This is a genomic window from Maritimimonas sp. 2210JD6-3 (assembly GCF_056591795.1).
This window is the reverse complement of sequence record NZ_JBWQOJ010000001.1, coordinates 273011-286399: the sequence shown is the minus strand read 5'-3', so window position 1 is coordinate 286399 and position 13389 is coordinate 273011. Positions and strand designations below refer to the sequence as shown.

General features: G+C 29.2%; 11 protein-coding genes. 1 reads left to right on the top strand and 10 read right to left on the bottom strand.

The annotated features are described in order from the left end of the window. Nucleotides 1-1173, top strand: coding sequence for a lipoprotein N-acyltransferase Lnb domain-containing protein (locus AC1EUY_RS01275; RefSeq protein ID WP_480193684.1), 1173 nt, complete (start codon nt 1-3; stop codon nt 1171-1173). Here AC1EUY_RS01275 and AC1EUY_RS01270 read toward each other — a convergent pair. The 10 genes from AC1EUY_RS01270 to asnB all read right to left on the bottom strand — a co-directional run bounded on the left by AC1EUY_RS01270 (nt 1166) and on the right by asnB (nt 13385). Beyond that, nucleotides 1166-3061: a polysaccharide biosynthesis protein gene (locus tag AC1EUY_RS01270; RefSeq protein ID WP_480193683.1), complete on the bottom strand. Its 1896-nt coding sequence runs from the start codon at nt 3059-3061 to the stop codon at nt 1166-1168. The genes AC1EUY_RS01275 and AC1EUY_RS01270 overlap by 8 nt on opposite strands. Nucleotides 3062-3143: 82 nt before the next feature. After that, nucleotides 3144-4268, bottom strand: coding sequence for a DegT/DnrJ/EryC1/StrS family aminotransferase (locus tag AC1EUY_RS01265; protein WP_480193682.1), 1125 nt, complete (start codon nt 4266-4268; stop codon nt 3144-3146). Between the two features lie 45 nt (nt 4269-4313). After that, entirely contained in the window at nt 4314-5384 is a 1071-nt protein-coding gene (locus AC1EUY_RS01260; protein WP_480193681.1) for an ATP-grasp domain-containing protein, read from the bottom strand. Then, a complete protein-coding gene (locus tag AC1EUY_RS01255) occupies nt 5384-6403 on the bottom strand; it encodes a sugar-transfer associated ATP-grasp domain-containing protein (protein WP_480193680.1) in 1020 nt (339 codons plus the stop codon). The genes AC1EUY_RS01260 and AC1EUY_RS01255 overlap by 1 nt, the downstream gene beginning before the upstream one ends. Nucleotides 6404-6406: 3 nt before the next feature. Beyond that, a complete protein-coding gene (locus AC1EUY_RS01250) occupies nt 6407-7012 on the bottom strand; it encodes a sugar transferase (protein ID WP_480193679.1) in 606 nt (201 codons plus the stop codon). Between the two features lie 9 nt (nt 7013-7021). Next, nucleotides 7022-8143 (bottom strand): hypothetical protein, encoded by a 1122-nt coding sequence (locus AC1EUY_RS01245; RefSeq protein WP_480193678.1) that lies wholly within the window; start codon nt 8141-8143, stop codon nt 7022-7024. A gap of 3 nt (nt 8144-8146) precedes the next feature. Next, complete coding sequence (locus AC1EUY_RS01240; RefSeq protein WP_480193677.1) at nt 8147-9292, bottom strand: glycosyltransferase family 4 protein; 1146 nt, start codon at nt 9290-9292, stop codon at nt 8147-8149. A gap of 8 nt (nt 9293-9300) precedes the next feature. After that, a complete protein-coding gene (locus AC1EUY_RS01235; RefSeq protein WP_480193676.1) occupies nt 9301-10428 on the bottom strand; it encodes a glycosyltransferase in 1128 nt (375 codons plus the stop codon). Nucleotide 10429: 1 nt separating this feature from the next. After that, complete coding sequence (locus AC1EUY_RS01230; RefSeq protein ID WP_480193675.1) at nt 10430-11512, bottom strand: glycosyltransferase; 1083 nt, start codon at nt 11510-11512, stop codon at nt 10430-10432. A 4-nt stretch (nt 11513-11516) separates the two neighbouring features. Next, complete coding sequence (gene asnB / locus AC1EUY_RS01225) at nt 11517-13385, bottom strand: asparagine synthase (glutamine-hydrolyzing) (RefSeq protein WP_480193674.1); 1869 nt, start codon at nt 13383-13385, stop codon at nt 11517-11519. Nucleotides 13386-13389 lie beyond the last annotated feature (4 nt).

Below are 13389 nucleotides of genomic sequence, written 5' to 3'. Positions count from 1 at the left end.
ATGAAAAAAATAATCATTTCTATTTTTACCTTTTTATTTCTTTCTTTTATAGGGAATTCTCAAACTTTGGGTTTGAGCGAATACGCACAGATAAGCATTATAACCATTGGGCCAGGTGATAGCCTAGTTGATTGTTTTGGACATAGCGCTATTCGCGTTAAAGATCCAGTATTACAATTAGATCTCGTTTTTAATTATGGAATCTATGATTTTGAAGAGCCCAATTTCATTTTAAAATTTGCTCAAGGCAAATTACTTTACAAAGTAGGTTTCAGAGATTTCAAATCCTTTTTTGATTATTACAAAGGGCAAAAAAGATCAGTAAAAGAGCAAATATTGAATTTATCAAAACCCAAAAGACAAGCTTATTTTAACTATTTACTAAACAATGCTAAACCAGAAAATAGTAAATATCTATATGACTTCTTCTATGATAACTGTGCTACAAAACTAAGGGATGTTACTACAGATATTTTAAAAAAGGATGTACAATTTGATTATAGTTTTACAAATAATAAAAGTGAAACTTTAAGAGATCTTATTCATAATTATTCATATACACAGCCCTGGGGAACTTTAGGGATAGATCTTGCGCTAGGTTCGGTAATTGATAGAAAAGCTAAACCCGCTGAATATGCATTCTTACCTGATTATATTTTTGAAATTTTTAATGAAAGTAAAATAATCTCTAAAGAAAATCAACTACCCGCTGTTCTTAACACCAATATCTTATTTGAGCATAAATCTGAAACGAATAATAAAAATATTTTCTCCCCTTTAGTAATCTTAAGTATTATATCATTATTAATTATATATTTAACATATCGTGATTATAAAAGGAATAAAAGAACTAAAGGAATCGATTTTATAATCTTCTTCACAACAGGTTTAATAGGAGTCTTAGTATTGTTATTGTGGTTTGCAACAGATCATTCAGCAACAGCAAAGAATTTTAATTTTTTATGGGCATTTCCATTAAATTTATTTGTAGCATTTATGCTATCTAAAGAAAAAATGGAGTATTTTATTAGGAATTATCTATTACTATTGTTGTTGTTAATATTAGTAACGGGAGCTCTGTGGATTTTTAAAATTCAAGCTTTTAATGTAGCAATTATACCTATACTTATAATGCTTAGTATAAGATATTTTTATTTAAGAAAGGTTATATAGCTTTATCTAATTTTTCAAACTCAGAATTGTTTGAAATATACTCAGGTACGATTTCTTTAAGTTGAGAAACAATATTAATCTTATCAGTCTCAGTAACTTTAGCCAATTCAGAAATTAAAGATTCTAACCTAGAATAATCAATCTCCTCAGGCTTAGCAATCATAATTTTTTTATGATATGTTTTTATCGTGTTCTCTTCATTTCCTAATAATTCTTCATATAGTTTTTCCCCAGGACGTAATCCTACAATTTTAATATTTATATCTTCTGGGTATCGCAATCCAGAAAGTTCAATCATTTTCTTAGCAATATCAAATATTTTAACAGATTTACCCATATCGAAAACAAAAATCTCTCCTCCTTTACCCATACTACCAGCTTCTAGAACCAATTGACAAGCTTCTGGTATCGTCATAAAATAACGCGTAATATCTTTATGTGTTACTGTGAGAGGCCCACCCTGTTTAATTTGTCTTTTAAATAAAGGTATCACTGAACCATTAGAGCCTAATACATTACCGAATCGTGTAGTAATAAATTTAGTTTTGCTCTTCTTTTTATTTAAACAACTACCATAGATCTCTGCTACTCTTTTTGTTGCGCCCATAACATTTGTTGGATTCACGGCTTTGTCAGTCGAAACCATGATAAATTTCTCAATTTCATGGGCTAAGGCCAAATCCATTAACTGTTTGGTTCCTGCAACATTCACCTTCACAGCTTCATAGGGATTGTTCTCCATTAGTGGTACATGCTTATATGCCGCTGCATGAAACACAACATCGAATTTATAATTCCTAAAAATTTCTTTTAATCGATTCTCATTTCTAATATCTGCTATTAATGCTTCATAATTTTTAACATTATCTCTTTCAAAGGATTGTTGCACGTCATATAAAGGAGATTCAGCTTGATCTAATAGTATTAAAGTTTTATAATTATAAATACTAATCTGTCTTGCAATTTCACTACCAATCGAGCCAGCCGCTCCAGTTATTAAAACGGACTTTCCTTTTAATTCTTTTTCAAGTACTGGATTGTTAATGTTAATTGGTGTTCTATCTAAAAGGTCTTCAATTTTTACCTCAGATATCTGTCCCACATTAAGGTCACCATCTATCCATTTATCAACAGAGGGTACAATTTTTACTTTGACAGGAAGTGGTAAAAGCGAATCAACTATTTCCATTAATTTATATGATTTTATATTCTGAATAGAAACAATGATCTCTTTTATGTTCTTACTTTCTATGAACTCTTTGGTTATTTTTTTAGGTCTATAAACTTTTACTCTGTTGTATGTTTTGCCAGTCTTTTTCTTATCATCATCTATAAAACCAACAATATTATTACTATTATTTAAATCATTACTAAGTGCGGTATATGTTATGAGCCCAGAATCTCCTGCTCCATATATTAAAGTGTTTTTAGGTGGCTTATATGATACTAAAATTCGCTGCACAAATCGTTTAAAAATAAAACGACTAGCAATTAAAACAATAATGTTTAGCAGATAACTTATTATGTTAACAGAATAAGGAACAGCAAGCCTATCTGTAAAGTCAAAAATTTGTCTATCAATAAAAGTAATAATAGCTAAAGTGATAAAAAGTAGTGTAACACCATAAAATACATTTTGGGCGTCTCTAATCCCTGTTTGTCTAACCGTTCCCTTATAAGAACCCACTAGTAAAAAGCAGATAGTACTTAATATCGCTACTAAAGGCAATTGTGCAAAAAATCCGTACTGTTGAAAATTTAAATTAAAATCAAAGTAAATTAAGTACCCACCTATAAACGCTTGTAGCACTAAGAAGATATCGATAAGTAATACTACCGAACGTGATACATTAGCAGTGACACCCTTATGGAAAAGTTTTTTAAGCATTACTTCTTTTTCAATAAATTTAGTACAAATGTCGTGATTATTATTAAATATATAATAAGATTACTGTATTTGCCTATAACGCTTAAAAAACGGATTTGATTGTATTAATTACTTTTTGCCTTTGTTGGTCTGTTAAATTAGATCCGCTAGGTAAACATAAACCTCTATCAAAAAGGTCCTTAGATACTCCATTAGTGTACTTCGGATATTCCTTAAAAATAGGTTGTAAATGCATAGGTTTCCATAAAGGACGTGATTCAATATTTTGCTCATCTAAAGCTAATCTTATGCTCTCTCTAGTTTTAAAACTATCTGTTAAGATACACGTTAACCATCTATTCGAATAATATTCAGAAGGTTCTTCAATAAATTCAATATTTGTTATTTCGGTTAAAGTATTTTTATAAACCTCAAAATTTTTACGTCTTGCGTTGACCCTATCATCTAAAACTTCCATTTGCCCTCTACCTATACCTGCAACAATATTAGACATTCTATAATTGTAGCCTATATTAGAATGCTGATAATGTGGCGCTGCATCTCTAGCTTGCGTAGCCAAAAAAGTTGCTTTTATACAGTGTTCAAGATTATTTGACACCAATGCACCACCTCCAGAGGTAGTGATTATCTTATTTCCATTAAAAGAGTAAATACCTATCTCTCCAAAAGTACCCATAGCTTTTCCTTTATATGTTGATCCAATAGCCTCAGCAGCATCTTCAATAATTGGTATCTCATAATAAGATGCTATTTCTTGTATATCTGCCATTTTGGATGGCATTCCGTAAAGGTGAACTAAAATAATTGCTTTTGGCTTCTCGCCATTAGCTATTCTATCTTTAATTGCTATTTCTAAAGCTTTTGGACACATATTCCATGTATCTCTTTCAGAATCAACAAATATAGGTGTTGCTTTTTCGTAGCAAATAGGATTAGCAGAAGCTGAAAACGTGAAGGTTGAGCAAATCACTTCATCACCTTCTTTTATTCCAAGTAAAATTAACGCAAGATGAATAGCCGCCGTTCCTGAAGATAATGCAGAGCAAGCTTTTGCTCCAGTATAATTGCAAATATCTTGCTCTAATCCATTCACATTGGGTCCCAAAGGTGCCACCCAATTATCTTTAAACGCCTCTTTTATATATTTTTGCTCTTCACCTGTTAAGTGCGGTGATGAAAGCCATATTTTTTGATCAAATGCAATCATCTATAAACATAATTTTAAACAACTCAATTGTATTTTTACAGCTAGCTATATTTCCTTTTTCAAGAGTAAATCTTCCTTCATTATAATCGGAAGTTCATCAACATCTCTAATAAAAATCAAACCTTTATCAAACTCATAATTCAAATAATTATTATTAAAATTAGAATTATTAATAAGCAATTTAATTGTATCAGACGCAAAGTTCGCACCTCCGGCTGCAAAACATTGTGTAAAAGCTACATGTCTAACATTTATTTCTGTGATATAAGGCTTTCCTTTTTCGTTCTCTTTAAAATCAACTGTAAAAAACCCATGTTTAGTAGCATTACTATGCAAAAACATTTTATCCATTGCTTTAATCGCAATCTCCACAATCTTAGGTTCGTTTAGTAACCTTCCGAAAGAAGTATTACCAGTTATACCAGACGGTGCTACTTTTGACATTATATAATTTACTCTTTCGGCAACAGCAGATCTTAAAAGTTTACCATTAAAATAAAGTAACTTACAAGCCAAATTTCTACCTCCTAAAAATTCGCTGGCAAGAAATTGATAGACGTTTGGATTTATTTGTATCCAATTTTTTAAAGAATCAATATTATCTATCTTTAATGATCCCAATCCACTAGAACCGCTAGTGCTTCTAACCCAGTACGGATATCCGATCTCTTCACCGATAGCATCAAGGTTTATCTCATTTCTTGAAAACTCAATAGAGTTTGGGACTATGTTTAAATCTTTTAGAACCTCTGTCATTTTAGCTTTGTCAACCAACAAATTGGCAAGCTTATGTTGAGGTAGTAATACTTTACAAGGCAAACCTTCTTTTTCATTTCTTTTGCTCCATTCTAAAACCTCAAGTTCTGGCTGTATAACTGCAATTTCTATATTATGTTTATCAATAATTGATTGAATTGTAGGCCAATAATCTTTATCTGAAGCCTGAGGTATAACATAAGAATATTTAAATAATTCTTTCTGATACAAACCCATTGATAATGGATTAATATCGGTAGCTATAAATTCAACATCTTCAAATTCTTTACTAAATTTCTTTAAAGATATAGCAAAACTTCTGGGTGTAGGGCCTCCAACACCTGTAATAAGTATTTTCATTAGTTAATTAAATATTCTTGTTTATGCTTTTCTAAAATCATTTTTAATCCTTCTTTTACAGGAAGTTGCCATAACAATTTGCACCAATCATGATTCCCTTCTAATAATTCTGGTCCTTCACTTGTAATTGCTACATCCCAACCTATAGATCTATTTTCTGGATACAGAAGTGCAGCTTCTTTGACCATTTTTAAACATTCTTGCCAAAATGGGATTGCAAATCCAACAATTTTTTCATGTGTTAAGGGGTGCATATCAACATCACTTTTGGTTATATCACTGTAAATGGCTTTATCAAATACTTCTCCTGAGTTTATATCTATAGGAGCAGCAATATTTCCTGCAGCAAGATTATCTACGTCAGAATTAACCGTAATCCTTAATCTAGCACCAATCACTTCAACATCATTATTCGAATTCAACTGAGTTATTATTCTAACAGTATTTAATCCTGTATTAGATAATTTCATTAAGTCTTCATGTTGCTCTATAAATTCTTCTATGAAATAATCTTTATTATTTTTTAATTTAGATAACAAATAATCTTTGGTTGTATCTTTTACATCTAGAACTTCAACTCCAATTCCACACTGCCCATCCAAACTTTTTAACACTATTTTTTTAGAACTTCCTTTCAGCATTTTCTCTACTTTTTCTATATCATTTAACTCTGTTGCAGATATAAATTGATGCCGAACAAATTTTTTATAATGCTTTAAAAAATTTAATTTATCTATTAAAATATCCCTATTTTTTTTTGGATTCATAAGAAGCTGATACTCATACATATACCCCGTTCCTGCATAGTTCAATTTTTCTATATCTGGTATTTCATAAAATCTGAACAAGAAGTATTCTAATAACGAAATATTATACTTATACACAGAATTCACTGCTTCTTTCCATATCGAAAATTTTGAGCGTTTATTTTTTTCTGAAACATAGTTGACAAACTTATTAAACTTATTCCAGTCTAATTTTTTAAAGTAATACAATAAATACAATGTCTTTCTATACATTAATCAATTTTTACCATTGAAGGGTTCCATAGGTTTCGAATCTGTTTGATTTATACCTTCCTTTCTAAGTACTTTAACAACTGTTAACCATAATATTTTTATATCAAACAAAAAAGATACATTGTCAACATAAAACACGTCATATTGAAACTTTTTGGTCCATGATATACTATTACGACCATTAACTTGTGCCCAACCTGTAATACCAGGTTTTACATCATGTCTTCTAAGCTGTTCTTTACTAAACAAAGGTATGTATTTAAACAATAATGGCCTTGGTCCTACCAAGCTCATATCTCCCCATAATACATTAAAAAGTTGCGGTAATTCATCAAGTGATGTTTTTCTAATAAAAGCACCAAATTTTGTAACTCTTTTCTCATCTGACAGCAAATTTCCGTTAATATCTTTCTCATCAGTCATAGATTTAAACTTAATAATTCTGATTCTATTTTGATGTTGTCCTGGTCTATTTTGAAAAAATAAGGCACTACCGTTATTTTGAAATAACAGAACTAAAAAAACAATCAAAATTATTGGGAAAAATAAGATGAGTGCAAATAGACTTAAGAATAAATCTAAAACTCTTTTTAAAAAAAATCTATACATAACATCTTTTTATCTAGAGATAAGATCTCCTAGTTCATTAGCACTCATAAATTCTACATCAGGCCAAATAGTAACTATACTCCTTAATAATTTAGATAATGCTAAAATACCGTGCTTTCTGTTGTTCTCATCTACATGACCACAGAAATTTACACGATGTGAGCTTATTATCGCGGGTTTGTTCCATCTAAAAGCCGCTCTTATTTGATCTAATGCTATTTTTACACTTACATCTATATTTTTATTAGTTGTAGGTTCGAATACCACATTGCGTACTAAATAAAGCTGATTTTTATCTATCTTTTTTCCTGTAAAATTTACTGTAGTCTTAAATACACCATCACCCATATGTTGCTTATGAATTAAATTTGTATCTATATACTTAACTCCTTTAGCAGCTAATTTCGGTAAATGCATTGGGTGTATCTTTGATGTTGGTGGCATAAAGTTAACAGGTGTATTTCCAAAAACTTGCTTAAATTCTTCTATACCATCATCTATAATTGTTGAAAGAAATTCGTTTTCACCTACATTCCAGAAATCGAATGCAGCAGTATAACTTATAGTATCATAACCCGAATTAGATATGCTTGTATATGATCTATTCTTAAGCGCAATTATCGCTTCATGATCTTTTCGAGCTAACTTTTCTTCTAATACTTTAAGGTTTAAATGTTCTCTTCCGTGAAATTGAGGTATTATTAATTTTTGCGCTATACCCTCTTTCCATAGATTCCAAGTTCCTTCGTAAGATTTTGCGTCGATTATTGACAATTTTTTAAAAGTATCGGGTAATTGCTCATAATAATATGTCGCATAACCATTCTCTGCCATTTTTTCGAAATCTATATTGCAAGGCATAGCAAAAGAAGTAAAAACAGCATGTTTACCATTTTTGTCTTTCACACTAGATAGTGTTTCATATAAAACTTCTAGGTCTTCTCTGGTCTCTAAGGTATCATAAGCATCAAATCGTGATTTAACTTTAAGTCCAGCTTTATCCATTCTTTGTCTGGCTTTTTTACTATCTAATCTAACATTACCATAATCATCTACAGAAATTACTATAATTTTCTTTCTTGTTTTCCATCCATAGATATTTTTTATATTATTTAATAGAGATTGTTTCATACGTTAACTTAAGTAATGATCTACAAACTTCTTCGCATTATTTCTTTTAAAATATGCTGCGGCTTTAAGGCTATTTTTTTCTAATTCTTTATAAAAATCTGAATCTGAATACAAATTTAAGATAAATCTAGTAGCCTTATCAAGTTCTTTTTCAGTAAAACATTTAGCATGTTGGTACTTATTCGCATAGTTTTGGAGTTCAGAATCTGGGGCAGCAATATACAATGAAGGAATACCATAACTCATTAAATTATACGATTTACTAGGCACACTACCTTTAGATGTTAATTCATCCAAAATCACAATCCCAACAGCAGCAGCAGATAAAGAATATGGAAACATATCATCAGACTGAAAGGGTAAAAATTGGCAGTTTGGTAATTGTTTTTCTTCTACTATTTTCTTTAATTTAGCTACCCTAGGTCCTCTTCCTATAATTTGAAATAGTATCTGTTGATGATTTTGCATTTTTTCTGCTAAATCTATCATAACTTCAACTTTGTGAGTTAGACCAATATTTCCAGAATACTGTACAATAAATCTATCTTGAAGTTGGTGTTTATTTATAAACGTATTCTCTTTTTTTGATACTCTATTATTATCTTGAAAAATAGACCAAATTGGTTGTACTATTAACTTATCTCTTCTAACATAATTCGAAATAAGTTCAGCCATTTTATCGCCTATGGTAAATATTTTATATGCTTTTCTAAATGAAATGTGATTTAATTTCTGCCAAACTCTATAGATAGGATGATTTTCTTTCATCCCAGTAATTTTAAATACATCAGGATAAACATCCCAAATTAACATGCTAAACCGGTTTGGTAAAATAATATTTAATAAATAAGCCATAGGAGGAACAGAAATAAAAAAAACTTCATGTTTTCTATATTTTGTTAATAATAAAAACCATATACTGAATAAAGCTCTAAGGTATATTAGTGCTTTAGAAAAGCCGTGTTCTTCTTTCCATTTGTTAATATACCTTACTCTAATAGAATGGGCTAAACTTTCTCCTTGTTCATGGATACCTCCAGTTAATAAAACTACATTTTCAAACTTTAATACAAACTCATTACATATACCAATTGTTAGATAATTAACAGCTTGATTAACAATAACAATTTTTCTATCTTTAATTTTCACTTAACAATTTATTTTTCTTTTATTAAATTTTTACAAATTTTAAGATAACGAATTGCTCTCTGTTTGGCTGTCCCAAATATTTTAACTCTACTTAATCCATTTTCTATTAATCTATTCTGTAAATCTTTTGAATTATATAAGTTTATAATTTTAATTGCGATATCTTTTGCATCAGTTGGGTTTACATAAATAGCAGCATTTTGACAAACAGTGTGTGCAAAACCCATATCGCTCGTAACAATTGGTTTTTTCATTTTCATTGCTTCAACATATGATGCAGAAAAACATTCTAGTAAAGTTGGCAAAAACATGGCATCACATTCTTTATAGAGTGATGGAGCTTCTTCAATTTTTATTGGGCCAACATTTAAAATATTTTGAACATCACTAGTTACATTCAACTTTTTAAAATCATTTTCTGGTAGGGTTGTTATAAACTTTATAGTATTATATCCTAATTGTTTTATTAAACTATCAACTTCAGGTATTATTGATAAATTTTTATGAGGATACCATGCCGATAAGATTAAAAACCTGAATTCATTTTCGGCTTTTAAAGGTAGTTTATTATCAACTTTTAAAGGAGATATGTAGTAGGCATTTATCGTATTATAAACTGTAAAAACTTTTGATTTATTTAATAATTTTTTAACTCTAGAATTTACATCATCAGTTTGAACTACCAAAGCATCAGCATCTCTTTTTAAAATATATTTTGCAAATAACTTCATTGCGAACCACCATATTTTTGTTTTTGTGGATATTCTTTTAAAATAAGGTGATTCAGGATAAATGTAGTTTGGTAAATTATACCCCATTAAATGGGGAGCTTTTGGTCTCCAATAAGAAGGTCCTGAAGTTGTAAACACAACATCTGGGAGAAATTTTTTTTCCAGTAATTTTAGAAATCTATTATGAGATTTAAATGAAAACACCCTAGTTGCAGGCCTGAATGTTGCTTTATAAAATTTAATATTTTCAGGAAAATCAGAAATATCAATAATTTTAGAAAGTGGTTCACTTAAAACAATTAAATAATCGTTATCACGTATATTTTTACATTCTTCAATAAAAGATTTGGCAACTTGTACACCTCCACCTTTAAAAGTTGATGTCGTATTAACTAATATCTTCAATTTATTTAGTTTGTAAATTGATAAATAAATTATAATATTCTTGACATATTTTATCAATCGAAAAATGCTTTATTTTATTAAACGCATTTGTTGCAAAATCGTTCATCAATTTTTCGTCGTTCATCAATTTTTCTAGTTTAGAAACATATTCCTCGTCATCAAATAAAGGTATTAAAAATCCGTTTTTATTATTATTAATTAATTCTGAAGGTCCTGTCATACAATCAAAGCTAATACAAACTGCTTTTGCAGACATGGCTTCACCTAATACATTGGGGAAACCTTCGCTTGAAGAAGTAAAGGCAAAAATTTTACTCTTTGCATAAAAATGATCAACATTATCTACATTACCATGAAATTCTACAAAATCGTTCAGTCCTAATTTTAAAACATTTTCTTTAATTGATTCTAAGTTTGGTCCATCGCCTAAAAAAACTAATTTCCAATTCTTATTAATATTAACTTTATTAAAATATTTCACAAGCAAATGCTGATTTTTACCATCAACAAACCTTCCTACATTGAGTATTATATTCTCTTTCAGTAATTTTTTGGGACTTAGAATTGTTATTGGATTATGAATTACTAAAACATTTTTATTAGCATATCGCTTTAAAAATATTTCTTTAGCTGTATTGGTTTGAGCAACGATTCCAGAAGCAAAACGATATAATATTTTATTAAAAATATCTATAAATAAACCATTACTTAAGTTTGGATTCATTCTATTTGACACATATACATTTGTTTTAATAAACAAAGAGCTTAAAATGACTAAAGAATTATATCTATCTCCAAAACTTAAAATTGAAGACGGTTTAATATGTTTTATTTTATTTCTTAAATATTTAATAGTTTTAAGTGTATATTTTATTTTTGAGAAATCTTGATAGTTAAATTTGGGTTCATGAATTACAACATTTTTATTAATAGAAAATCCACGCTCTTTTTTTGTCAATATTATTAAATGTATTTCTTCCGCTAGATTTTTACGGGAAAAATAATTTACGATTTCAACCATAACTCGCTCCATACCCCCAACATTTAACGAAGGAATTACAAATACTAATTTAGATAGTTTCATATTATTAGCTAAAAGATATTTTATTTTTATACATACCTAGCCATGTTGATAAAACTAATGATTTCCATAATATTGGCCCATGGTCAACTTTTCCTTGTTTATGTTCTTTTAAAAGTGTTAAAAGTTGATTAGTATTCATGATTTCTTTAAATGTATTTTCTTCAAAGGTAGTATGAGCAAAATCATATAAATTAGTTTTTAACCATTGTTTATAGGGCACATCAAAACCTCTTTTTTTTCCATACAATATTTCATTTGGGACTAAACCATCTAAGGCTTTTTTTAATAAATATTTCTTTTCCCCTTTTCTAACTTTTAAATTACTTGGCAAGCGCAACATATAATCTGTTAAATCATTGTCTAAAAAAGGTACTCTAGACTCAACACTAGTAAGCATTGTAGCCTTATCAACTTTTTCTAAATATGTGTGTGGTAACAAGATTTCTGTATCAGCAAATAAAAGTCTTTGTATTAAATCTTCATTTATATATTTAGCATTTAAATCATGGTAAGATTGAAAAGGGTTCTGACTCGAGAGTTTTGACTTGAAATCGTTTGAAAAAATAGCATAAGGGTCTATATAAGGAACATTCTGAGTTAAGAAATAAGCCATTCTAAGCCCATTATCTTTTTGATTCAATACAAAAGACATTCTTTTCATTCTTTCTTTTAATCTATCGTTTTTAATGAATTTGTATGAAATAGAAGAAGTGAGCTTCCAAAAATTTAGCCAATCCATTATATTATATCTTCTGTATCCTGCAAAAATTTCATCCCCTCCGTCTCCCTGTAAAATAACTGTTTTGTCGTAACTACATGCTTTTGAAAGTTGATACAGGGGTATGTTAGCACTATCTGCAAATGGCTCATCGTATTGAAATACGAGTGCGTTAAAAATATCTGGCACCTCATTAGCAGTAATAACCATTTCATGGTGGTTAGTACTGTATTTTTTTGCAATTAAAGCTGCTTTTTTCAATTCGCTTTCTCCTCCAATATTAAAGTCATATTCAACTGAATATGTATCTAATTTTGAATTAGATTTTTGAGTTGCTAGAGCAACAATAGCAGATGAGTCAATGCCTCCACTTAGTAAGATGCCGAGTGGAACATCAGAAATTAATTGTCTATCAATAGAGCTACCTAGTAATTCCTTAATTTTAAGTATATGCTCTTTTTCTGTTAAAGTTGTTTTCTTTGTTCCTGGATTTGACCAAAACTTAGATTTTCTTTTTTTGAAATTATTAAGGTCAATTTCTAATAATGAACCTTGTTCAAATTTAAGCACATTAGATATTATTGTATGACTACTGATGGTATTTCCATACCATAAATATTCTGACAATCCTTTTAATGATATTGTTAAATAGTCTAACCAATTATATATTACTTTTGCTTCAGAAGCAAATAATATAACTTCATCATCTTCATAATAATAAAGTGGCTTTACGCCAAATCTGTCTCTAATTAAGGTAATACTATTTTTCTTTTTATCGTGAATAGCCATAGCAAAAATTCCATTCCATTTAGTTATAAACTGTTCACCATATTTTTCATATGATTCAAGCATTACTTCTGTGTCTGAAGTTGTTCTTAAATTCATATCTAAACTTGAAATCAATTCTTTATAGTTATAGATTTCGCCATTATAAACACATACACTTTCGCTACTACTAGAAGAAAATGGTTGATTTGATCTACCATCTAGATCTATAATACTTAATCTGTAATGAATTAATAGTAAATTATCATGCTGTATAAAAGCATTAAAGTCTGGTCCTCTATGATTCATTAGTTTTGAAGATTCAATAAAATCATTAAATCTATTCTTAACTTTATCTTTTTTGGAAATAATGCCTGCTATACCGCACATAAAA

Bases quoted from the DNA above. Each gene is read 5' to 3' on its own strand.
- AC1EUY_RS01255 (WP_480193680.1), bottom strand. From the start codon at position 6,403: ATGTATAGAAAGACATTGTATTTATTGTATTACTTTAAAAAATTAGAC.
- AC1EUY_RS01230 (WP_480193675.1), bottom strand. From the start codon at position 11,512: ATGAAACTATCTAAATTAGTATTTGTAATTCCTTCGTTAAATGTTGGG.
- AC1EUY_RS01250 (WP_480193679.1), bottom strand. From the start codon at position 7,012: ATGTATAGATTTTTTTTAAAAAGAGTTTTAGATTTATTCTTAAGTCTA.
- asnB (WP_480193674.1), bottom strand. From the start codon at position 13,385: ATGTGCGGTATAGCAGGCATTATTTCCAAAAAAGATAAAGTTAAGAAT.
- AC1EUY_RS01270 (WP_480193683.1), bottom strand. From the start codon at position 3,061: ATGCTTAAAAAACTTTTCCATAAGGGTGTCACTGCTAATGTATCACGT.
- AC1EUY_RS01265 (WP_480193682.1), bottom strand. From the start codon at position 4,268: ATGATTGCATTTGATCAAAAAATATGGCTTTCATCACCGCACTTAACA.
- AC1EUY_RS01260 (WP_480193681.1), bottom strand. From the start codon at position 5,384: ATGAAAATACTTATTACAGGTGTTGGAGGCCCTACACCCAGAAGTTTT.
- AC1EUY_RS01245 (WP_480193678.1), bottom strand. From the start codon at position 8,143: ATGAAACAATCTCTATTAAATAATATAAAAAATATCTATGGATGGAAA.
- AC1EUY_RS01275 (WP_480193684.1), top strand. From the start codon at position 1: ATGAAAAAAATAATCATTTCTATTTTTACCTTTTTATTTCTTTCTTTT.